The organism is Bradyrhizobium sp. F1.13.3 (genome assembly GCF_040548265.1).
Lineage (GTDB): Bacteria > Pseudomonadota > Alphaproteobacteria > Rhizobiales > Xanthobacteraceae > Bradyrhizobium.
Map to the genome: position 1 here is coordinate 772,638 of NZ_JBEPRI010000001.1, position 21,922 is coordinate 794,559.

The 21,922-nt window shown below is 64.6% G+C and carries 18 protein-coding genes; 6 read left to right on the plus strand and 12 right to left on the minus strand.

The features are described 5' to 3' along the window. Nucleotides 1-4: 4 nt before the first annotated feature. Genes ABIB66_RS03475 through ABIB66_RS03515 form a run of 9 tightly spaced genes read right to left on the minus strand, consistent with a single transcriptional unit; the run spans nt 5 to nt 9,493 of the window. Nucleotides 5-982, minus strand: coding sequence for an ABC transporter permease (locus tag ABIB66_RS03475; RefSeq protein ID WP_354055878.1), 978 nt, complete (start codon nt 980-982; stop codon nt 5-7). Then, on the minus strand, nt 979-1,929 hold the full coding sequence (locus tag ABIB66_RS03480; RefSeq protein WP_354206503.1) for an ABC transporter permease: 951 nt from the start codon (nt 1,927-1,929) through the stop codon (nt 979-981). Before ABIB66_RS03480 ends, ABIB66_RS03475 begins: the two co-directional genes overlap by 4 nt. Next, the gene (locus ABIB66_RS03485; RefSeq protein ID WP_354254134.1) at nt 1,922-3,448 is read right to left on the minus strand and encodes a sugar ABC transporter ATP-binding protein; all 1,527 of its coding nucleotides are present in this window, start codon (nt 3,446-3,448) and stop codon (nt 1,922-1,924) included. Before ABIB66_RS03485 ends, ABIB66_RS03480 begins: the two co-directional genes overlap by 8 nt. Then, a complete protein-coding gene (locus ABIB66_RS03490) occupies nt 3,445-4,839 on the minus strand; it encodes an FAD-linked oxidase C-terminal domain-containing protein (protein ID WP_354254136.1) in 1,395 nt (464 codons plus the stop codon). The genes ABIB66_RS03485 and ABIB66_RS03490 overlap by 4 nt, the downstream gene beginning before the upstream one ends. Before the next feature lie 56 nt (nt 4,840-4,895). Next, nucleotides 4,896-5,780, minus strand: coding sequence for an intradiol ring-cleavage dioxygenase (locus ABIB66_RS03495; protein WP_354055870.1), 885 nt, complete (start codon nt 5,778-5,780; stop codon nt 4,896-4,898). A gap of 15 nt (nt 5,781-5,795) precedes the next feature. Continuing rightward, complete coding sequence (locus ABIB66_RS03500) at nt 5,796-6,698, minus strand: NAD(P)-dependent oxidoreductase (protein WP_354206497.1); 903 nt, start codon at nt 6,696-6,698, stop codon at nt 5,796-5,798. Nucleotides 6,699-6,718: 20 nt separating this feature from the next. Beyond that, complete coding sequence (locus tag ABIB66_RS03505) at nt 6,719-8,089, minus strand: amidohydrolase family protein (protein WP_354206495.1); 1,371 nt, start codon at nt 8,087-8,089, stop codon at nt 6,719-6,721. Nucleotides 8,090-8,093: 4 nt separating this feature from the next. Continuing rightward, a complete protein-coding gene (locus ABIB66_RS03510) occupies nt 8,094-9,173 on the minus strand; it encodes a maleylacetate reductase (RefSeq protein ID WP_354206493.1) in 1,080 nt (359 codons plus the stop codon). Next, nucleotides 9,170-9,493 (minus strand): Dabb family protein, encoded by a 324-nt coding sequence (locus tag ABIB66_RS03515; protein WP_354254138.1) that lies wholly within the window; start codon nt 9,491-9,493, stop codon nt 9,170-9,172. The genes ABIB66_RS03510 and ABIB66_RS03515 overlap by 4 nt, the downstream gene beginning before the upstream one ends. Before the next feature lie 108 nt (nt 9,494-9,601). On the opposite strand from ABIB66_RS03515, the gene ABIB66_RS03520 reads away from it, so the two are divergent. From ABIB66_RS03520 to mdlC, 6 genes are all read left to right on the plus strand, one after another. After that, a complete protein-coding gene (locus ABIB66_RS03520; RefSeq protein WP_354206491.1) occupies nt 9,602-10,525 on the plus strand; it encodes a LysR family transcriptional regulator in 924 nt (307 codons plus the stop codon). Between the two features lie 43 nt (nt 10,526-10,568). After that, complete coding sequence (locus tag ABIB66_RS03525) at nt 10,569-11,036, plus strand: MarR family winged helix-turn-helix transcriptional regulator (RefSeq protein WP_354206489.1); 468 nt, start codon at nt 10,569-10,571, stop codon at nt 11,034-11,036. Between the two features lie 46 nt (nt 11,037-11,082). Further along, nucleotides 11,083-12,792 carry an FAD-dependent oxidoreductase gene (locus ABIB66_RS03530; RefSeq protein ID WP_354206487.1) on the plus strand — a complete coding sequence of 570 codons (1,710 nt, stop codon included), beginning with the start codon at nt 11,083-11,085 and terminating at the stop codon, nt 12,790-12,792. Between the two features lie 87 nt (nt 12,793-12,879). Then, entirely contained in the window at nt 12,880-14,202 is a 1,323-nt protein-coding gene (locus tag ABIB66_RS03535) for an MFS transporter (protein WP_354206485.1), read from the plus strand. A gap of 34 nt (nt 14,203-14,236) precedes the next feature. Continuing rightward, the gene (locus ABIB66_RS03540; protein ID WP_354206483.1) at nt 14,237-15,685 is read left to right on the plus strand and encodes an aldehyde dehydrogenase; all 1,449 of its coding nucleotides are present in this window, start codon (nt 14,237-14,239) and stop codon (nt 15,683-15,685) included. Nucleotides 15,686-15,721: 36 nt separating this feature from the next. Continuing rightward, nucleotides 15,722-17,329: a benzoylformate decarboxylase gene (mdlC, locus tag ABIB66_RS03545; RefSeq protein WP_354254140.1), complete on the plus strand. Its 1,608-nt coding sequence runs from the start codon at nt 15,722-15,724 to the stop codon at nt 17,327-17,329. Here mdlC and ABIB66_RS03550 read toward each other — a convergent pair. The 3 genes from ABIB66_RS03550 to ABIB66_RS03560 form a co-directional block, all read right to left on the minus strand. Further along, nucleotides 17,326-18,861, minus strand: a complete 1,536-nt coding sequence (locus ABIB66_RS03550) for a glucosamine inositolphosphorylceramide transferase family protein (protein ID WP_354206479.1) — start codon at nt 18,859-18,861, stop codon at nt 17,326-17,328. The genes mdlC and ABIB66_RS03550 overlap by 4 nt on opposite strands. A 30-nt stretch (nt 18,862-18,891) precedes the next feature. After that, nucleotides 18,892-20,067, minus strand: a complete 1,176-nt coding sequence (locus ABIB66_RS03555; protein WP_354207327.1) for a glycosyltransferase family 4 protein — start codon at nt 20,065-20,067, stop codon at nt 18,892-18,894. A 300-nt stretch (nt 20,068-20,367) separates the two neighbouring features. Beyond that, nucleotides 20,368-21,711, minus strand: a complete 1,344-nt coding sequence (locus ABIB66_RS03560; protein ID WP_354055849.1) for a lipopolysaccharide biosynthesis protein — start codon at nt 21,709-21,711, stop codon at nt 20,368-20,370. Between the last annotated feature and the right edge of the window lie 211 nt (nt 21,712-21,922).

Consider the following 21,922-nt stretch of genomic DNA (forward strand, 5'->3'; position numbering starts at 1 on the left):
GAACTCATTGCGCGCGGCGCCGGGTCTTCATGTCGAGCCAGACCGCGAGAATGACGATGATGCCGGTGACCAGCGGCTGCCAGTTGGCGCTGACCGACAAGAGGTTCATGCCGTTCAGCACCAGCGTCAGGATCAGTGCGCCGATGAAGGTGCCGAACACCGTGCCGACGCCGCCGAACAGCGATGTGCCGCCGATCAGCACGGCGGCGATCGCGGGCAGCGTCAGGCTTTCGCCGATGTCGGCCTCGGCCGAATTGAGCCGCGACAGGAAGATGATCGAGGCGAGCCCCGCCATGGTGCCGGAGACGGCGTAGACCAGCAGCAGGCGGCGCGCGACTGGAATGCCGGAGAGCCGTGCCGCGACCGGATTGGCACCGATCGCATAGATTTCCTGGCCCCAGATCGTTCGTTGCGCAAACAGCGTTCCGATCCCGAGGAACACCAGCAGCAGGTAGACCGGGATCGGCAGGCCGAACAGATAGCCGCTGCCGATCTGGCGGAAGCCGGCCGGGAAGCCGTGAAGGGTTTCGCCCGCCATGTACCAATAGGTGAGGCCGTTCAGCACCCAGAGCATGCCATAGGTGGCGATGAAGGAGGGGATGCGGAGCGCGGTGACCATGACGCCATTGAGCAACCCGACGAGGCCGCCGCAGGCAAGCCCGGTGAGGATGCCGAGCGCCGGCGAGCCGGTCTTGTGGATCACGGTCCCGGCGATGCAGGCGGACAGCGCGACATTAGCGCCGACGGAGAGATCGAGGCCCGCGGTCAGCACCACCAGCGTCAGGCCCGAAGCGATGAAGAAGGTCAGGCTCGCCTGCCTCAGCACATTGAGGATGTTGCCGAGGCTCAGGAAGGAATCGCTGAGCACGGCGAGCACCGCACAGATCAGCAGCGCCGCAAGCAGCCGATAGAACAATTGGATCGCGTCCTGCGACAGGAACGAGCGGGGCGGCGCGACGGCCTCTTTGCTGATGTCGGTCATGCGCGGCTCCTGAGACCATCGAGGAACAGCGCGACGATGACGAGGACACCGACGCTTGCGACCTGCACCGAGGAGGGCAGCGAGATCAGGTTCAGCCCGTTGCGCAGCACGCCCACGGATAGCACGCCGAGCACCGTGCCGAGCAACCAGCCATTGCCGCGCTCGAACGACGTGCCGCCGACGGCAACGGCCGCGATCGCATCGAATTCGAGACCGAGGCCCGCGGTTGGATGCCCGGAATTCATCCGCGCCGTCATCAGCAGGCCCGCGATGCCGGCCATGGCGCCACCGATCGCATAGACCGCGATCAGCAGCCGGTTGGGTGACAGGCCGGCATAGCGCAGCGCCTCCCGGTTGCCGCCGAGCGCGAAGATGTAGGTGCCGAATCGGGTGTGATAGAGGAGGCCGTGAAACGCTGCATAGGTCACCAGCGCCATCACGATCGGCACTGGGACACCAAGAAGCGTCGCCGAATAGATGTCGCGCACACTGTGGGGGATGCCGACCACGCTCTGGCCGTCGCTGACGATCAGCGAAAGGCCCTGCGCCATACCGAGCGTGCCGAGCGTGGCGACAAAGGGCGGGATGCCCACGATGGCAACCAGCCAGCCGTTGGCGAAGCCGAAGGCCGTGCCGACGAGTAGCCCGGCGCCGAGGCCGAGCAACATCGAGTGGGTGGCGAGCGAGACAATCGCGACGCAGAGCGAGGTCAGCGTCAGCACCGCGCCCATCGACAGGTCCAGCCCCTCGGTCATGATGATCAAGGTCATCGGCAGCGCGAGCATGGTCAGGATCGTCGACTGCACCAGCACGTTGGAGAGGTTGGCGACCGACAGGAAGCCGGGCGCGATCGTGCTGAACAGCGCGATCAGCAGCACCAGCACGATGGCAACGCCGGGAATGCGTTGCAGCGGATTCGGTTGTGAAACGACCGTGGCCTCACGCATGATGCATCCCCAGTCGCACGATGTTCTCCTCTGTCAGCTCGTTGCGCGCGAGGTGCCCGGCGATGCGCCCCTCGCGCATCACATAGGCGCGGTCGCAGACATGGCAGATCTCGACCTGTTCGGACGAGATCATCAGCGCCGCCGCGCCCTCCGCGACAAGGCGATCGATGAGGGCAAAGATTTCTGCCTTGGCGCCGATGTCGATGCCCCGGGTCGGTTCATCGAAGATAAAGAGTTTTGAGCCGGCGGCGAGCCACTTGCCGATCACGACCTTCTGCTGATTGCCGCCCGAAAGCAGGCCGACGGTCTGGCGTGCGCCCGGCGTCGCAATGCGCAACTGCCGGATCAGGCCGTCGGCAGTGCGCTGTGCCCGGCGCTGGTCGAACAGACCGCTCGGGAACAGCTTTCGCAGCGCCGATACCACCAGATTGTCACCCACCGACCGCAACAGCGCGAGACCCTCGCTCTTGCGGCTCTCCGGGATCAGCGCGATGCCACGGCGGGCGGCAAGATCAGGCTCGCCGGAGATAGTCTTGCTGTCGAAGACAATCTCGCCTGAGGTCACGGGATCGGCGCCGAAGATCGCACGCGCGACCTCGCTGCGACCCGAGCCAACAAGGCCACATAGGCCGACGATCTCGCCGCGGCGCACCTCGATGTTGATGTCCGAGATTCCGGTGGAGGCGCTCAGGCCCTTGACCTCGAGCAGCACCTCGCCGGGCTTGTCGGCAAAATTGCGCGGATAGGTCATGTCGACGTTGCGACCGACCATCATGCGGACGAGCTGGTCCGGCGTGACGTCGGCCGGGCGAACGCCGTCGATGCGACGACCGTCGCGCAGCACGGTGATGCGGTCGCCGAGCGCGAACACCTCCGCCATGCGGTGCGAGATGTAAACGATGGAAACGCCGTCGGCCTTCAGCCGCGCGATCAGCGCGAACAGCAGCTCAGTCTCGCGATCGGACAGCGCCGCGGTCGGTTCGTCCATCACGAGGATGCGGGCGTTCTGGCTGATCGCTTTGGCGATCTCGACCATCTGCTGCTGCGCCACTCCCAGCTTGTCGACGACGGTGGAAGGATCGATCTCGAACCCGATCATGCCAAGCACACGCCTGGCGTCGGCGAGAATCTTGCTGCGGTCGATCGTGCCAGCGATGCGGCCCTTCGGCTCGCGGCCGAGGAAAATATTCTGGGCGATATCGAGATGGGGCACGAGCGAGAATTCCTGGAAGATCACGGCAATGCCGAGCTTCTGCGCGTCCGCGGCCGAGTTGATCGCGACCTGCTCGCCTTTGTAGTAGAATTCGCCTGCATCGGCGCGATAGGCGCCGCACAGCACCTTCATCAGGCTCGACTTGCCGGCGCCGTTCTCGCCCAGCAGCATATGGACTTCGCCGGGGAAGACGGCAAAGGACACATCGTCCAGCGCCTTTACGCCGGGAAACTCCTTGCTGATGCCGCGCAGCTCCAGCAGCGGCGTGGAGACTGCGGGCTCGACGGCCAGTGCGGCGGTGCTCATGCGCGCGCTCCGCTTGCAAAGATCTTCCCGGGATTCATCAGTCCGTCAGGGTCGAGCGCGGTCTTGATCGACCGCATCACATCGACGGTCTCGCCGAGCTCGTCGGTGAGATAGTCGATCTTGCCGAGCCCGATGCCGTGCTCGCCGGTGCAGGTGCCGTCCATGGCAATGGCGCGGGCGACCATCCGGGCCTGAAGCGCCTGGGCGCCTTCGACTTCCTCCGGCCTGGCGGGATCGATCAGGATCAGCATGTGGAAATTGCCGTCTCCGACATGGCCGACGATAGGCGCCGTAAAACCGTGCTCGTCGGCCTCACGCCGGGTCTCCGTGAGGCATTCCGCCAGCCGCGAGATGGGCACGCAGACATCGGTGATCACGGCACGCGCGCCGGGGCGGAGGCCCAGGCCCGCATAGAGCGTATTGTCGCGGGCGTGCCAGAGCCGGCTGCGATCCTCCGGTGCCTTGGCCCAGGCAAAGCCGTGACCGCCATGGTCGGCGGCGATTGCCTCTGCGGCCTCGGCCTGCTCGGCGACGGAGCTCTCGGAGCCATGGAATTCGAAGAACAGGGTCGGGGCTTCGCGATAGCCGAGCTTCGCATAGGCGTTGATGCCGCGCATCATGACGTCGTCGAGCAACTCGATTCGCGCCACGGGGATCGCGGACTGGATCACGGAGATCGCGGTGTCCACGGCGTTGTGCAGGCTGTCGAAGCTGCAAACCGCGGCCGAGATGGCCTGCGGGACGGGATGCACCTTCAGCGTGATCTCGGTGATGACACCGAGCGTGCCCTCGGCGCCGACGAACATGCGGGTCAGATCGTAACCGGCGGCTGACTTGCGCGCGCGCCGGGCGGTCCGGATCACGCGGCCGTCGGCGAGCACCACCTCCAACGCCATGACGTTGTCCTTCATGGTGCCGTAGCGCACCGCCATGGTGCCGGAGGCGCGCGTGGACGTCATGCCGCCGATCGAGGCGTCGGCACCGGGATCGATCGGAAAGAAAAGTCCGGTGCCGCGCAGCTCCGCATTGAGCTGCTTTCGCGTGATGCCGGGCTGCACGACGACGTCCATGTCGCTCTCGTGCACCGTCAGCACCTTGTTCATGCGTGCGAAGTCGAAGCAGACGCCGCCCGCGACCGCGGCCGCATTGCCTTCGAGCGAGGTCCCGGCGCCGAACGGCACGATGGGCATATTCGCGCCCGCGCACAGCTTGACGATCTCGGCGACCTCCTGCGTGGTTTCAGGGAAGACGACGATGTCGGGCGGCAGGTTGCGATAATGCGACTCGCTCTGCCCATGCTGATCGAGCACGCCACGCGCGACGCTCGCGCGCGGGCCGATCATGCCTGTGAGGCGATCGGCCAATATGCTCGTGCTGACCCGCGGTCCCATCCTTGCTCCCTGTCTGCCTTGTTGTCGGACTCTTGTTGGGTCCGCCGTCGTTCAGCTTAAGCGGCTCGTGCGCTGCTAGCGACCTGCTTCAGGCCGAAATCATAGTTGAGATGATAATATTCGCTGTCCACCATGCGACCATCGGGCGCACGGCCTGGCGGGCACCGCACAAATTCTCGAATCAAGCTGTCCTTGACGCCGAATACCACGTCGCTGTCGAGATACTGGTCGCCGGCCACGAACACATGGGTCACGAGTTGCTCGAAGCCGGGCGCCGAGATCATGAAATGCACGTGCGCCGGGCGCCAGGGATGGCGGCCCTGGACCGCCAGCATGTCGCCGACCGTGCCGTCATGCGGGATCGGATAGGCAGCCGGCTTGATCGACCAGAAATTGAAGCGGCCATTCTGGTCGGTGTGGAAGCGCGCCCGCATCGCGAGATCGCCGATCTTGTCGAGCTGCTGCACGTCGTAATAGCCGTCATCGTCGGAATGCCAGACGTCCACGACGGCGCCGGCAAGCGGCCGTCCGTCGACGGTCGACACCGAGCCGGTGACGAGCATCGGATCGCCTTCCATCGGGCCGGAGATGTCAGCGCCGTTGTCTTTCTCAGGTGACGCCTGCACGAAGAACGGACCGAGCACTGTGGTCTCGGTCGCGCCTTCCGGCACCGGATGGTTGATGGCGTCGACCAGCATGGAGACGCCGAGCGCGTCCGACAGCAGGATGAACTCCTGGCGCTTGTCGTCGCACATGTGACCGGTGCGAGTCAGGAAGTCGATGCCGTATTCCCATTCCTTCTGGGTCGGCCGCACCTCGCGGACGAAGGCATGAAGGTGGCGCACCAGCGCTTCGCTGACCTGCTTGATCCGCGGATCGGTCGCGCCCGCGATCCGCTCCAGCACGGCGTCGGTGATGGTGTTCTCGTTGAAATTGCGCATGGATGCCTCCGTGAATCAGAGTTTGGGCTCGCCGAGGCCGGACAGCCGCTCGATGTGCTTGACGGTCGCGATGAAGTCGGCGTCGCCGTCGCCCTGCGCGACCAGCGAGCCATAGGTCTCCCGCACTTGGGCTGCGAGCTGAAGCGGCACGCCGACGGCGTGGCCGGCGCCGAGGATCAGATCGAGATCCTTGGCCATCTGCCTGCAGGAGAAGGTCGAGTCGAAATCGCGGTTACGCAGCGGCGCGGTCTTGTACTTCACCATCGGTGAGGCGACAGCGCTGTCGTCGAGAACTTTCAGAATATCCTGCCAGCCGATGCCGCCCTTGCGCGCCAGCGCCAGGCTCTCCGCCATCATGGTGGCCGACACCGCGATCATCAGATTGACCGCGAGCTTGGCATAGCGCGCTTCCTCGCCAGACCCGAGATAAGTCTGGGCGCGGGTGAAGGCGGCGAACAGCGGCTTTGCGTTTTCGTAGGCGTCCTTCGGGCCCGAGACGAAGCAGCTCAGGGCGCCGGTGTGGACGATGCTGGCATTGCCCGAGACCGGCGCACGCAGGTAGAGGACACCGCGCGCCTGTGCGGCGGCGTCGACCTCTGCGGAAGCCTCGACGCTCACGGTGCTGGTCTCGATCAGGACAGATCCAGCAGCCATCGCGGCGATGAGGCCGGTGGGGCCGAGCAATGCGCCGCGCAAGGCCGCGTCATCGGGCAAGGACGTGACGATCGTGGCCTTGCCGCCCACGGCCTCGGCCGGTGAAGCGGCAATCGAAATGCCCTGCGCGCGCGCCTCGTCGAGCCGTGCGGCGCTCCGGTCGAACGCGGTCACGGCATAGCCGGCCTTGGCGACGAGCACCGACATCGGCAGACCCATCTTGCCGATCCCGATGAAAGCGATGTTCTTCGAAAAAGCTGTCATTGTTGTTGTCCTTGACGCCCTCAGGCGGCGTGTCCCTGTCGTTCGATGTCCTGCACCAGCCGCCGGCCGGATTGCACGAGCAGTTGCTTTTTCGCCTCCAGACCGTCGGCCAGCAGCCGCCCATTCCGCTTCTTCCAGACGCCGCCGATCATGACGGCCTCGATATTGGCAAGGCTCGTCTGCATCACCACGGTGGAAACGGGATCGTGCACCGGGACGAGGTTGAGATCGGAGCAATCGATGATGACGAGGTCGGCGAGCTTGCCCGGCGTCAGCGAGCCGATCTGGTCTTCGCGGCCGAGCATGCGGGCGCCTTCCGTCGTGATCCAGCGCAGCGCCTCGCGGACGGGGACCGTGGTCGTCGCCGGAATGGCGCCGCTGTTCTTGCGCGACTCCGTGTTGTCCAGTGCCCGCTGCATCGAGAGCGCAACGCGTGCGGCTGAGAAGAGGTCGCCGCCCAGCACGGATTCCAGATCGATGCCGATGGTCGGCCGTACGGCGCGCTTGAGCAGCCGTCCGGTGATCGGAAAGCCGTGGCCCTGGATCATCTCGTTCTCCGGCGTCACCGAGAAGGAGACGCCGAGATCGACCATCCGATCCAGGAGATCATCCGGGAGGTCGTTGCCATGGACGATGTTGGTGCTCGCGCCGACGAGACCCGCCTCGATCAGCTTCTCCCAGCCAACAGGCGTCTTGGCGGGCCCACCGCCCTGATGCATCGATGCGATCAGCTTGAACTCGCGTGCCAGACGGAAATCGTGCATGGCGACGTCGAGCGTCGAATAATGCGGGCCGAGGATGGCGAGCCCAAGCGTGACGAGGCCGTCGCGGTCGGCGAGGGGGCCCGCCAGCAGCCGCTCGACTTCATGGCGTGGATGCGGGATCTCCGAGAAGTGCGGTTCGCCCGGTTTCGGCTCGGGCTTGGGCGAGCCGTGGAAGAAGGCCGCGCGGATACCGCTCTCGATCAGGCCGCGCACGGCGGCGTCGGTATGATCGGGCGTCGGATTGTTGTGGCACCAGTCGACCAGCGTGGTGGTGCCGTGGTTGATCTGATTCAGCGCGCCCACCAAGGTCGCGATATAAATGTCCTCGGGCCTGAAGACCGTCGCGAGCCCGGCATGCATGCGGCGAAAATATTCCAGCAACGTCCAGTTGGCAGCATAGCCGCGCAAGCCCGTTTGCCAGGTGTGCATATGCGCGTTGATCAGGCCGGGGATGACGATGCGCCCGGTGCCGTCGACGATCTCCGTCTCGGCCGCGCCGCCGAGGTCGATCGATGAGCGCACGTCAACGATGCGGCTCCCCTCGATCAGCACGTCGCCGTCAGGTAGATCGCCGATCGCATCATCCATGCTGATAATGATCGCGGATTTGATCAGCGTGCGCCGCATGGAATTAAACCGCGGCTTTGATAGCGTCGGGCGGCTCGCCGGCCCAGGCGCGCGCGATCAGGTCGCGGATGGCGTTGCGTTCGAGCGGGCGCGGGTTCCAGTAGGCGTTGGTGACCGCGAGATCCGCGGCCTTGTCGATGCCGCTTTCGGGCATGCCGATGTCGCGCAATGCGACCTTCGCACCCAGCCGCTTCGCGAGTTCGAAGAGTCCTTGCGATGCATCGGCGGCGCCGATTGCGCGTGAGATGCGCGCCATCGCGTCGGGCACGGCGGGCGCGTTGTAGGCCAGCGCATGCGGTAGCACGACGGTGTGGGTCTCGGCATGCGGCAGGTCGAAGGTGCCGCCGAGCGTATGGCAGAGCTTGTGATGCAGCGCCATGCCGACTGTGCCGAGGCAGACGCCGCACAGCCAGGCCCCATACAGTGCTTCGGTGCGAGCCTCGCGATCGTCGCCCTTGGCGGCGATGGCGGGGAGGGCACGTGCCAACGCGCGAATGCCTTCTTCCGCCATCAGCGACGTGACCGGATTGGTGTCGCGCGCGTAGAGCGCTTCGGCCGCATGCGCGATTGCGTTGATGCCTGATGTCGCGGCCAGGCTCGCCGGCAAAGTCAAAGTGAGATCGACATCGTAGATCACGGTCTCCGGCAGGATGGCGGCGTCGCGTACCGTGGTCTTCAGGCCGTTCTCGGTCTGGCCGACGATCGGCGTCATCTCCGAGCCGGCATAAGTGGTGGGAATGCAGAGCTGGTTGATTCCGGTGCGCAGGGCCAGCGCCTTGCCAAGTCCGGTCGTGGATCCGCCACCGAGGGAAATGACGCAGTCGGCCCCGCACGCCTTCATCGCCGCGAGCGCCCGCTCGGTGACCTCGACCGGCGTGTGCATGGTCGCGCCCGGAAAGATGCCGGCGTAAAGCGGGCCGAGCGCCGCGCCCAAGCTTTTGCCCTGCGCCTCCTGCTGCGGCGTCGTCAGCACCAGCGCGCGCTTGCCGCCGAGACGCTCGACCTCGGCCTTGGCCGAGGCAAGCGTTCCGCTGCCGAACACGACGCGGCAGGGCAGGTTTTCAAAGGTGAACGTACCGATCATGCGCCGGTCTCTTTGATGGGATAATCGACCTGGAAGCGTCCGATCCGCAAGTCGCCCAGCGCCTCGCGCACGCGCAAATGTTCCGGGTGGGTGGCATAGGCCGCGAGCGCAGCGTGGTCGGTGAATTCGGAGAACAGAACGACGTCGCAGGCGTAGTCGACATCGCTGACATCGAGACCGACTTCGATATGGGTGAGGCCGTCGATCCGGCCGCGCAGCCCCTCGAACAGGGTCTTGACCTTGACCCGGGTGGCGGAACGCTCCGCCGGCGTCTCCCCGCGCAGCCGCCACATCACGATGTGCCTGATCGGGCCCGACATTTCCCTGTTTCCTCGCCTGCTATCTTGCTTGTGTTTGGGCCATTTTGACTTGCGGGATACGGAAATAAAGATCAATAATCGTAAGTCTCTTTTCCTATTTGCGAAAAAATGGACCGCCTGCTCCAGTTGGAAGTGTTCGCCAAGACGGCCGAGCTCGGCAGCCTGTCCAAAGCTGCCGAGGCCCTGCGCATGTCGAATGCTGCCGCGAGCCGCCATCTCAGCGCGCTCGAGGAGCGCCTTGCGGTCCGGCTGATCGAGCGCAACACCCGTCGGCTGTGGTTGACGGAGGCGGGGCAGGAACTGCTGGAGCGCTCGAGCCGGGTTTTGAGCGAACTGGCGGAAGCAGAGGACATCGTCAGCGATCGCGCGCTGTCGCCGCAGGGCACGCTGCGGGTCACGAGTTCGCTCTCCTTTGCGGTGATCTATTTGGCGCCGATGCTGCCGGCCTTCCGCGCGCGCTATCCGAAGCTCAACATGCAGATCACCACCGCCAACCGGTACTCCGATTTCATCGAGGCCGGCATTGACGTGGCGATCAGGACGCGCGAGCAGGAGCCGGATTCGAACATCATCGTCCGCCGCATTGGCCAGATGCGGCGTGTGCTCGCTGCCGCGCCGTCATATCTCGCAAGCTGCGGCGAGCCGGAACAGCCGGTCGATCTCGCGCGCCATAACATGCTGGTCTACAATCTCGCCAACGATCCCTATTCGCTGCGCCTGCGCAAAGGCAATGGCGCGCAGACTGTTCGCATCACGCCGACGCTCGATAGCAATGACGGTCAGGTCATCCGTGGCGCCGCACTGGCGGGGCTCGGCATTCTCATCCAGCCGCTGTACATCGTGCAAAGCGATATCGCAGCGGGCCGTCTCGTCCCGGTCCTGTTGGAGTGGGAGCTGCCGCTGCTGACGATGAACATCGCCTACCAGAACCGTGCCGGACTGCCGGCCAAGATCAGAGTCTTTTCAGACTTCCTGGTCAGCCACATCCGCGAGCATTCGCAGCCGGGGATCTGGATCGACGCGGCGAAGTGAGCGACATTTTCGACTTCAGGCGGCTTTGTAGAAGGCACATCCATTGAAAGCCAGGACATCCGGTACCGCATGGCGGCATGCCAACATCGGTCGGCTGCTCAACAACGCGGTGCGGCGCTTCGAAAGTCGTGTGCTCGAGCTGATGAGCGAGAAGGGGCATGGCGAAACGCGGATCGCGCATGTCGGCCTCACACGCAATCTCGACGTGGAGGGGACCAGACTGACGGAGCTCGCCCGCCGCGCTTCCATGAGCAAGCAGGCGATGGGCGAGCTGGTCGATCAATGCGCCGAGCTCGGCCTGGTCGATCGCATCGCCGATCCGACCGATCGGCGCGCGCGCATCGTCATGTTTACGCCAGCCGGGCGCAAATGGCTCGACGCGTTCCGCGATGCGGTCGATGTCGCCGAGCAGGAGATGCGCGCCGAGCTCGGCAAGGCCACGATGGATGCGATCCTGAAGGGTTTGGCGATCTATGGCGCGACGTTCGACACCCTCGATGACGTCGATTAGTCAGGCTCCTTGACGATATCGTCAGGCGACCTTACCATGCAGAATAATGCTGGTAAGGAGAAGCGTCTTGGAAACATGTCTGACGGCCTCGGTGCTCATCGTGGGCGGGGGGCCCTGCGGCCTGATGCTCGCCAACGAGCTCGGCCGGCGCGGCGTGTCCGCGATCCTGGTCGATGAAAAGCCGGGCACGGCATTCAATCCGCAAGCCAATGCGACGCAGGCGCGCTCGATGGAGCACTATCGGCGGCTGGGTTTTGCCGACGAAATCCGACGCGAAGGTCTGCCAGCGGATTATCCGACCGACGTTGCGTACTTCACGCGCTACACCGGTTACGAGCTGGCCCGATTTCAGTTGCCGTCATCGTCACGCGCGGGCGAGCTCGTCAAGGGCATGTCGGGCTCCTGGAGCGCGGCCGAACTGCCGCATCGGGTCTCGCAAAAATATGTCGAGGCGGTGCTGCGCCGCCATGCCGAACGAATCCCCGGAGTGAAGCTCAACTACAGCCACAGGCTGATCGGCTACGTAGAGAGCGGCGACGGCATCGTCGCCGACGTCGAATGTCTCGATGATGGCAGCCGATTTCAGATCCGGGCCAACTTCCTGGTCGGAGCGGACGGGCCGCGCTCGATGGTCCGGCAGTCGCTCGGGATTGCCTACGGCGGCGAAACCGGAATGCAGCGTGATTTCATGGGCGGCCGCATGCTGGCGGTCTATCTCCGTTCGCCCGGATTCTACGCGAGCGTCCCGCACGCCAAGGCGTGGATGTATAATTGCTTCAACGGCGACCGCCGCGCCTTCATGGCATCCGTGAACGGTCGCGACGAGTTTGCGTTTCATACGCAGCTTCGCTCCGATGAGGACGAAACTGCGATCACGATCGACGAAGCCAAAGCCGCGTTCCAGCGCGCCTGCGGCGCACCGATCGATTGCGAGGTGCTCTCGTTCCTGACCTGGACCGCCGGTCACGCGCTGGTCGCGAATGGAATGCAGCGGGGCAGGGTGTTCCTTGGCGGCGACGCGGCGCATCTGTTCACGCCGACCGGCGGGCTTGGCTACAACACCGCGATCGAGGATGCGGTCAATCTCGGCTGGAAGCTCGCAAGCGTCGTCAAGGGGGTGAGCCCGGCGGGGCTGCTCGACAGCTATGAGGTCGAGCGGCGTCCGGTGGCGCTGCGCAACACCGATTATGCGCGTCGCTTTGCCGACTCGCTCGGTCTGTTCGCGCCCGCGCCTGACATCGAGGATGCCACCGACGCCGGCGACGAGGCGCGGCGGACGGCGGGCGTCTATCTCGAACAGCACGCCCGCGCCGAATTCAACATCCCCGGCGTCACCTTCGGGGGGCGTTACGACGGCTCGCCGATCATCGTTTCCGATGGCAGCCAGCCGCCGCCGGACGCCGCGAACGTCTACGTTCCGAGCGCCTGCCCCGGCGGCCGCGCCCCGCATGCGTGGTTGGACGACGGCGTCTCCCTGTACGACCTGTTCGGGTTCGAGTGGACGCTGCTCCAGTTCGGCGAGGTCATGTCCGCGCATGCGTCAGTTGCCGAGACCATCCGCGCGATCGGGGTCGATGTGAAACTCGTCACGCTGCCGAAATCCCTGCGCGATCTCTACGACGCCGATCTCGCTTTGATACGCCCCGACCAGATCGTGGCCTGGCGCGGCAGCGCGTCACAGGCCGGGATGATCGGAGGCGTCCTCGCCTGCGCACTTGGACACAGCGCGAGCGACGTCGCGCGCCTGGCCAGCTGATCGATCCTGCCGCCGCATCCGATCAGCGGCTGCGCGGCCAACAACAACAAGACAACAAATCGAAAAATTACACCGGAGGAGGAAACCGTGACGACAAGAGCATTGGAGGACTACGACGATCATGCCGCCACCGCCACCGCCGAGCAGACGGCGAGCAGCCGCCGGCGTATCCTGATCGCCGGCACCATCGGCACCGCGATCGAATGGTACGACTTCTTCATCTACGGCCTGATCGCGCCGCTGGTGTTCGATCAGCTGTTCTTTCCGAAGTTCGATCAACTCACGGCGACTATCGCGGTGTTCGCGACGTTCTCAGTCGGTTTCTTGGCGCGTCCGCTCGGCGGACTGGTGTTCGGTCATTTCGGCGACCGCCTCGGCCGAAAGTCCGTCTTGCTGTGTACGCTCCTCATGATGGGACTTGCGACCATGTCGATCGGTCTGTTGCCGACCTACGCCAGTGTGGGTGTGGCCGCGACGGTCGCGCTCGTCATGCTGCGCTTCCTCCAGGGTTTTGCGCTCGGCGGCGAGTCGACCGCAGCGATCCTGATGGCGATCGAGACGGCGCCTGGCCACCGGCGCGGGTTCTCGGCCGCGGTGATCCAGGCCGCAGGACCTGTCGGCGTCGTGCTCGCCTCGTTTGCGGCGCTCACGATCTCGCGGCTGCCGGAAGCGGACCTGCTGTCATGGGGCTGGCGCGTTCCGTTCCTGATCAGCGCGGTGCTGGTCGCGCTCGGCGTCTACATGCGCCTGCGCATCGAGGAGAGCGCGACGTTCCGAAAGGCGAAGACGACTGAAGCAGCGCCTGTGGTCGAAGCAGTGCGGGAGCACTGGCGGCCGATCCTCATCGTGTTCTTCGCCGAGATGGCGCAGACATCCTATTTCTATCTGACGGCCATCTTCACCATCTCCTTCGCGACCCGTCAGCTCGGCGTCCAGAAGGACGTCATCACGCAGGCCGTGCTGTTCGCCAATCTCGTCGGGCTCGTTGCGATGCCCCTCATCGGCGCCTGGTCCGACCGCATCGGGCGAAAGCGTCTGTTTCTGGCCGGCTTGGTGCTCGCAGCCATCTCGATGTTTGCATTCTACGGTGTGGTCGCGAGCCGCGACACGGTGCTGGTGACGGGCGCGGTGATCCTCGCCGCGGGAATGATCCATCCGCTGATGTTCGGCAGCGAAGGGAGCTATTTCCCCGAATTGTTTCCGACCCGCATTCGCTTCACCGGCGTATCGATCGGAAAGCAGCTTGGGACGGTGCTGGGCGGCGGCATCGCGCCGCTAGTCGCCACCAGCCTGTTTGCGCAGACGGGCTCCACCTACGCGATCACAGGATACTACGTCGTGCTCGCGCTCGCGGCGATGATCGCGCTCGGCTTCGCGCGTGAAACCGGCAAGTCGCGGCTACTCGGCTAGGGCGAGCGCCATCACCAACACCAGGGAGGTCTTCATGGACGTCAGTCTTCTCATCAACGGGCAGGATCAGGCCGCTTCCAGCGGCAAGATGTTCGAGCGGCGCAATCCGCTGTCGCAGGAGGTCGCAAGCCGCGCGGCCGCCGCGACCGCTTCCGATGCCGACGCCGCGGTGGCGGCGGCCTCCGCCGCCCTTGCCGCATGGTCGGCGCTTGGCCCGAATGCGAGGCGCGCGCTGTTGCTGGAGGCCGCAGACGCACTCGACGCCAAGCGCGACGCCTTCATTAAGATCATGATGGCCGAGATCGGCACGACGGAGATCTGGTCCGCCTTCAACGTCAAGCTCGCGACCGGCATGCTGCGCGAAGCGGCGTCGCTCACCACGCAGATCGCCGGCGAGGTGATCCCGTCGGACAAGCCGGGATGTCTCGCGATGTCCGTTCGCCAGCCGGCCGGCGTCTGCCTCGGCATCGCGCCGTGGAATGCGCCGATCATTCTCGGCGTTCGCGCCATGGCGACGGCGCTCGCCTGCGGCAATACGGTCGTGCTCAAGGCGTCCGAGATCTGCCCGGGAACGCACCGATTGATCGGCGAGGTCTTCAAGGACGCAGACTTTCCGCCCGGTGTCGTGAATGTTCTGACCAACGCACCGGCCGATGCGCCCGCTCTGGTGGAACGCCTGATCGCCAATCCTGCCGTGCGGCGGATCAATTTCACCGGTTCGACCCGCGTCGGTCGCGTCATCGCCGAACTCGCCGGGCGCCACCTCAAGCCGGTGCTGCTCGAGCTTGGCGGCAAGGCGCCTCTGGTCGTACTCGACGATGCCGATCTCGATGCCGCCGTCGCGGCCGTGGCATTCGGCGCCTTCATCAATCAGGGCCAGGTCTGCATGTCCACCGAGCGGGTGATCGTCGACGAGGCGGTGGCGGCGTCCTTTGTCGAGAAGCTTGCGAAGAAAACGGCTACGCTTCCGGCCGGCGACCCGCGTCCTGGTCCGGTTGTCGTCGGCTCGATGATCGACGAAGCGCCGGGCAAGCATGTCGTTGCACTGATCGATGACGCGATCGCCAAAGGCGCCGTCAAGCTCGCGGGCGGCGACCGGGTTGGCACGGTCGTTCCGGCCACCGTGCTCGACCGCGTGGTGCCCGGCATGCGCATCTACACCGAGGAGAGCTTTGGTCCCGTCGTCTCGGTGATCCGCGCAAGTGGCGTGGACGATGCCGTGCGGCTCGCCAACGATACCGAGTACGGCCTCTCGGCCGCCGTGTTCGGCCGTGACGTCGCGCGTGCGCTGACGGTGGCGCAGCGTATCGAAAGCGGCATCTGCCACGTTAACGGCCCGACCGTGCATGACGAGGCGCAGATGCCGTTCGGCGGCGTGAAGGGATCGGGCTACGGCCGCTTCGGCGGCCAGGCCGGCATCGCCGAGTTCACCAATCTGCGTTGGATCACCATCGAGACCCAGCCGCAGCACTATCCCTTCTAAGCGCGCCGCAAGCGAAGCCCACCAGGACGTCCATTCATGAATTCGAAAATTCTCACGGTTCGAGAAGCGACCCTCGGTGTGCTTCGGTCATTTAGCGTCGATCGCGTTTTTGGCAATCCCGGCTCGACCGAGCTTGCCTTCCTCGGCGACTGGCCCGATGACATCGACTATGTGCTCGGTCTGCAGGAAGCCTGCGTCGTCGGCATGGCGGATGGCTATGCGCAGGCGACGGGGCGTCCGGCTTTCGTCAATCTGCACTCGGCGGCCGGGCTTGGTCATGCGCTCGGCAATCTCTTCACCGCGTTCCGCAACAAGACGCCAATGGTCGTGACAGCCGGACAGCAGGCACGCAGCCTGTTGCGGATGCGACCCTATCTCTTCTCCGAGGACGCCGCACAGTTCCCAAAGCCCTATGTGAAATGGAGCGCCGAACCGGCGCGCGCCGAAGATGTTCCAGCGGCGATCGCGCAGGCCTTCCTCACCGCCATGCAGCATCCGCGCGGTCCGACATTCGTGTCGGTGCCGTCGGATGACTGGGCGCGGCCCGCAGTCGCTCCGCCGGTCCGCCACATCGCGACGGAGTTTGCGCCGGATCCGGCGGCGATCGTTCGGCTCGGCGCGGCGATCCGAGCCGCCAAAAAACCTATCTTCGTTGTCGGACCCGAGATCGACCGCAGCGGCTGCGTCGACGCGATGGTCGCTGTGGCCGAGCAGGCGAGCGCGGCCGTTTGGGCAAGCCCGATGTCGAGCCGTTCGAGCTTTCCGGAATTGCATCCGCTGTTCGCCGGCTTCCTTCCGGCAGCACCAGGAGGTCTCGCCCGCGCCCTGCGCGGCGCCGATCTGATCATCGTGGTCGGCGCGCCGGTGTTTACTTTCCATGTCGAAGGACAATGCGAATTGCTCGACGACGGAACGCCGGTCTGGCAGATCACGGATGATCCGACGGAAGCCGCATCCGCTTCTGTCGGTGACACCATCATCAGCACGCTCCCGAAAGCACTGGCTGGGCTGCTGTCGGCGATGCCAGATATCGCTGAGCGCGAGGTGCCGGCCCCGCGCATGCGGCCTTCCGCTCCTGCCGCGCAAAATCCGATTCCGCCGAGCCATGCGCTCGCCCGGCTCTCGGCGTTGATGCCGAGCGATGCGATCGTGGTCGAGGAGGCGCCGTCGCATCGTCCTGCCATTCAACAATTCCTGCCGCGGCCGGGCGCGGACAGCTTCTACACGATGACGAGCGGCGGACTTGGTTACAGCCTGCCAGCCTCCGTCGGCGTGGCGCTGGCGCGGCCGGGCCGCCGCATCGTCGCCCTGATCGGCGACGGATCGGCGATGTATTGCATCCAGGCGATCTGGACCGCGGTGCAACGCCGCCTGCCGATCGCCTTCGTGGTCATGAACAATTCAGGCTATGGCGCGATGCGCGCCTTCAGCCAGCTGATGCAGGCGCATCGCCCGCCCGGAATTGACTTGCCCGGGCTCGACTTCGTGGCGCTCGCAAGGGGAATGGGTTGTCCGGGGCGGCGCGTGACCGATGCCGGGGATGTCGACTACGCCTTGACCGAAGCGTTGGCATCGAGCGGCCCGGCGCTGGTCGATATCGCCGTCGATGACGCCACGACGGACCTGTTCAGCCATCCGCGTTAGCTGGCGGTAGAGGGACTGGTTCGCGGCGACAGAACGGCCGATGGAAATTTGCCCCCAAAGGCGCGGGTCTTGGGTTGAACACGCGATCCGTCGATCACCTCGAGCTGTCCGCAGCGGTTCAAGGTGTGCAACTTCCTGCCGGGCCATACCGGTCCGGGCCTCACAGAGTGACGGACGATCTGCTTGAACGTCGTCGGCGATAGTTCGGCGATTTCCGCCAGCGCGAGCGCTGCCCCGTATCCGTCGGCACAATCCTGGACCGGTCGCCACAATCGTTCATTGATGGTGACGAAATTCCCCGCCGGCCGCGTGCTCGCGCGATCGATCAGGACCGGGTTGCTGGCGTGCGGCAACCAGGGGCCCATGAGGTGCTCGGCATAATAGATCGCCAGCGAATCCGAATAGCCGCCGGTGCCGTCGCGCCAGGCTCCGAACAGATAATTCAGGCCGTTGTGCCGGGTGATCGTGGCATCGGCCAGCTCGACGCCCGAAAGCAGCGTTGCGTGCCGCTCCCATTTGTCCGGAAACCGAACGCATTTATAGAGGGCGACGTCCCCATTGATCGAGCTCTCCGGGATCATCCACAACGCGCCATCGTCCTCGATGAGGAACGGATAAGAGAGGTGCCAAGGCTCCTCCAGAACGGGGACGACCGCTCCGATCGGGCCGGCGTCGTTGAACTCGATCGCGGAAATGATGCCTTTTCCAACCCGGTGATCGAGGTCTTCAAAGAAGACGAATGTTCTTCCCTGCCCGGTGATGGGGAAAGGATCGGCGTAGAAGTGGTTTCCCGGATCGGCAAGGACGTTCCACGAAGGCCCTGACAGATCTCCGGTCTGCCAGACGCCTGCGCCCTTGTTGATGCGCCATCCGACATGCCAATGCGGGGCATAGCAGCAGAGCCGATAGATCTCCTTGGCGATCGATATGGCGAGCCCGCGCGCGACGTACGCCGCCGGCGGGCGGCCGTTGGTGGCTCGAGCGGGGCGTGCCAGCTGCGGCACGATGCGCGGCCGTCCCGACAGGATGGCCGCCACCATGGTCAGGGTTCGCGCCATGACCGTTTCTAGGCCGCCGCTCAGACCGGCTGCGATTTCTCCGGAGGGGTGGCCGCGATCGAGGACTGCACCGTCGATCTCGTCGATGATTTCGATCACGGGCAGATCGCCGGCGAGAATGGCGGCAAGGGCGGCGTTTTCGCCTGCGGCTCCATTGAACAGCGGGCGGAGATACTGCCGGGCGGAGCAGTTCGGATCCCGCGCGGCACCGGTGAAATCGACGATGACGTCTGCCGTGCCGGCGCGAGCCTGCATCCGGTCGGGACTGATCTTCAGCCGATCGGTGCCGCTGTGCTTGCCCTTGTGCAACACCAAACGTTCGAGCTCGAACAGCGCGTCGAGACCTGTGGGGCGCGGCTCCGTCGTTGCCGTCCATACGATCTGGACCGGGACATCCCGGCCGTCGACCGACAGCGTCTCGCGGCCCATCCATCGCCGCGCATGCTCAATTTCACAGCGAAACTCGATGGTCATGTCGAGCCGATCCGTTTCAATGCGTCCCGATCAAATGACCTGGCCGAGAATTCGAACGTATTCTTCCACCATGGCATCCACTGAATAGCGCAGCTTCAGGCCTTTGGCGTTTTGCCGCAGTTCGTCGCTCAGTTTTTGGTCCGTCAGGAGCCTGGAGACGGCCGCGGACAGCTTGGTATGATCGGAGGCATCGACGAACAGCGCTGTCGGTTTTCCTTCGACGGACAACACCTCGCGCAAGACCGGAAGATCGGTGACGACGGAGGGAACGCCGGCGTTTGCGGCCTCCACAGCGGCGAGGCCGAAGGTCTCCGCCTGTGTCGGAAATACGAACACGTCGAGAGCGGCGAGAAACTCCGCCATCTGGCGCGGGGTGATTTCGCCAAGCAGATGCAGCCTGTCCGATACTTTCAAATCATCTGCCAACTGCCGCAGCCGGGCCTCGTCGGCTCCCTGGCCGGCCAATGCGAGGTGCCAGGATGGTTGATCCGGCAACAGACGTATCGCCGCGTCGAGCCGCTTGTGCGGGTGCAATCTTGCTGCGCAGCCGAGCAGGGTGCGATCCGGCGGCAGATTAAATTTCTGTCGCGCAGCTTGCTTCGTCAGCGTGAGGGCCTTGTCGTCGAAGCCGTGCGGGACATGCACCATGCGCGCGCGATAAGCCCTGGGGTAGCGCGAATACTCGCGCTGCATGTCCAGCGAATTGAGCGTGATGCGGTCGAAGAAGCCGAGGCTGCCCATGGCGATGTCGGCGATACGGATCGGCCAGCTCATCGACAGCGCGGAGGAAACCTGATTGGCGATGACAGGCGCGCGGCAAATGAGGCGCGCCACGCCGGCGCCGATGACATTGCCGAAGTGCTGAAAGGTCAGAACGGCGTCGGGCCTCGTGGCCCTGAGATGGCCGCCGAGCGTCCACAGCATTTGCAGCAGCGCCAGCGGGTTTCCCGGCCGGCTCGACGCGCAATAAATCGTGTCCGGCGGCTCATCGAACGAATCCGACTTGCGGAAGAAGAACAGATTGGTGACCCGATAGCCGCGGGCGGTCAGCCCGGCGCCAAGCAGGCGCGAGATCTCCTGCGCACCGGCGTTCTCGGCCTGGGTCTGTACGAGGAGCACGTGCAGCTTTCGTCCGCCACCGTTGGACGGCGGAAGTGCTGTCGCAGTCGTCTCGCCCAACACCCTGTTTGGCTGATAATGCAGCACGGATCCCGACCCACTGAAGAAACGAATTTTTCACCTTCTTAACCGCCTATCTACCATGCGGGCATCACGCGGACACCGACTAGCAAGAAACGGAGTTAATGCGCCCTGCCGCAAGGGCGTCGTTCACCAGGGTATTCCGGCGGCTCCCGACGAAGCGAATAGGACGTGGGTAACTGCCGACCAGCCATCGATATTCAGGTTGGAGCGGGCCACTGAGAGCGTGCGAAAACGACTCTGCCGGTGCGCTGACGGTCGCCGGTGCGCTTCTTCATGCGGGACACGCCCGACTATTCTGACGCTCTATTCACCATCCGCGGCACGGACCGCGTAGGCGCTAGGCTTCGACGCCGAGAAACGCAGAAGCCCCAAGATCGAGGGGTCGACGCCGGTTCGCCGGCGACAGATGATGTTGAGGGCGATGGTCGCGAGCGCCAGCGATACAGTGGCCGAGATTGCTGCGCCAAGAACGCCGAGCCAGGGAATGAGGACGAGAAATCCGACTAGCCGCAGCGCTACGTTCCCGGCAATCACGGGAACATACTCGCGCTCATAGCCGGTCAGCTGCAATATCGCCGCAGACGGACCGCCCGCTGCCTGGAACGCCGTTCCGATGGCGAGCACGATCAGAACCCAGTGCTGCGCAGCGAAATGCGGCCCAAACAGGTTGAGCAGATGGGGACCGCCAACCCAGATCAGGAGAAGTCCGCTGACCACGCACACCGCGGTCACTTCCGCCATGAGCCTCAACGTTCGCTCGAATTCCTGATGGTTCTTGCTGAAGTACAGCGAGGGGAGCCGACGTGCACCAAAACTGTACAATGCGGCCGACAGCATGGCGAAGATGTTGGCGAGGCGCGAAGCGGCAAAGTAAATTCCGGCAGTTGCCGGGTCCAGCATCCAGTAGACCAGAATGACGTCGAAATATTGGTTCGCGGCTTCGAGGATGGATGCGGCCCAGAAATGAAGCGCGCTCGATCTCCAGCGCGACGGCTCGGAACGCACCGCCGTGCCGCGGAAATCCGGCAGAACTCGCGCAATCGCGATGATCTGTGCAACCAGCCCGACGGACATGGCAAGCGTCATCACGGCGATCAATTCGGCGGGATCGAGCAGCCGATGGCCGGACATGATTGCGAGCAGAAACAGCACGACGCTGACTCGCCAGAAGAACTCCCTGTTTCCTTCTCCCATGAGAATGCTGACCAGCGAGCGTGCGATCTGGCTGCCAAGCATCAGTCCCGCATTCACGGCCGTGTAGGCCGACACCGCGACAACCAGCAGCCACGAGGCGCCTTTGATGTTGGCGCCGATCGCGATTGCGCCGATCGCAATCAGCATCGCGACGGAGGAAATCTTGAAGCTCGATAGCAGCACGCCTTTGGTGAGATCGGGCTGATTTCCAGCCCGATACTCGTTCAGAAATCGCACCAGCAGCGATTCCTGGCCCACCAGACCGACGACCGCAGCCATCTGGGCCACCGAAAGCCAGGTCGCAAAGATGCCGAACCCATCGGGCGACATCGTTCGTGCCGCAAGCGAGAACAACGCGAACGCAAGCGCGCCGCTACCAACCTTGAGAAGGATGGTTCCGGCAACACCGCGAGTCACGTCGCGCCGCATGAACTGGACGATGGATTCGATCATGGAAATTTAAGAGGCAACTTCCCCTGAAGAGACATTTTCCGATTACCTCCAAAAGCCTAGCATGCCGAAAAATCGCGAGTGTTAATGGACGGTCTCCGTGATCCTGCCGACCGCGGCGACGTCGCGGTCATGCCTGGTGCTTCACTATGGAACATCGCTGACCCCACTGTCCCGGATAGAGCAAAGTGCAGCCTAATCGCGTGGCGGCATA

Bases quoted from the DNA above. Each gene is read 5' to 3' on its own strand.
- ABIB66_RS03475 (WP_354055878.1), bottom strand. From the start codon at position 982: ATGACCGACATCAGCAAAGAGGCCGTCGCGCCGCCCCGCTCGTTCCTG.
- ABIB66_RS03480 (WP_354206503.1), bottom strand. From the start codon at position 1,929: ATGCGTGAGGCCACGGTCGTTTCACAACCGAATCCGCTGCAACGCATT.
- ABIB66_RS03485 (WP_354254134.1), bottom strand. From the start codon at position 3,448: ATGAGCACCGCCGCACTGGCCGTCGAGCCCGCAGTCTCCACGCCGCTG.
- ABIB66_RS03490 (WP_354254136.1), bottom strand. From the start codon at position 4,839: ATGGGACCGCGGGTCAGCACGAGCATATTGGCCGATCGCCTCACAGGC.
- ABIB66_RS03495 (WP_354055870.1), bottom strand. From the start codon at position 5,780: ATGCGCAATTTCAACGAGAACACCATCACCGACGCCGTGCTGGAGCGG.
- ABIB66_RS03500 (WP_354206497.1), bottom strand. From the start codon at position 6,698: ATGACAGCTTTTTCGAAGAACATCGCTTTCATCGGGATCGGCAAGATG.
- ABIB66_RS03505 (WP_354206495.1), bottom strand. From the start codon at position 8,089: ATGCGGCGCACGCTGATCAAATCCGCGATCATTATCAGCATGGATGAT.
- ABIB66_RS03510 (WP_354206493.1), bottom strand. From the start codon at position 9,173: ATGATCGGTACGTTCACCTTTGAAAACCTGCCCTGCCGCGTCGTGTTC.
- ABIB66_RS03515 (WP_354254138.1), bottom strand. From the start codon at position 9,493: ATGTCGGGCCCGATCAGGCACATCGTGATGTGGCGGCTGCGCGGGGAG.
- ABIB66_RS03520 (WP_354206491.1), top strand. From the start codon at position 9,602: ATGGACCGCCTGCTCCAGTTGGAAGTGTTCGCCAAGACGGCCGAGCTC.
- ABIB66_RS03530 (WP_354206487.1), top strand. From the start codon at position 11,083: ATGCTGGTAAGGAGAAGCGTCTTGGAAACATGTCTGACGGCCTCGGTG.
- ABIB66_RS03540 (WP_354206483.1), top strand. From the start codon at position 14,237: ATGGACGTCAGTCTTCTCATCAACGGGCAGGATCAGGCCGCTTCCAGC.
- mdlC (WP_354254140.1), top strand. From the start codon at position 15,722: ATGAATTCGAAAATTCTCACGGTTCGAGAAGCGACCCTCGGTGTGCTT.
- ABIB66_RS03550 (WP_354206479.1), bottom strand. From the start codon at position 18,861: ATGACCATCGAGTTTCGCTGTGAAATTGAGCATGCGCGGCGATGGATG.
- ABIB66_RS03560 (WP_354055849.1), bottom strand. From the start codon at position 21,711: ATGATCGAATCCATCGTCCAGTTCATGCGGCGCGACGTGACTCGCGGT.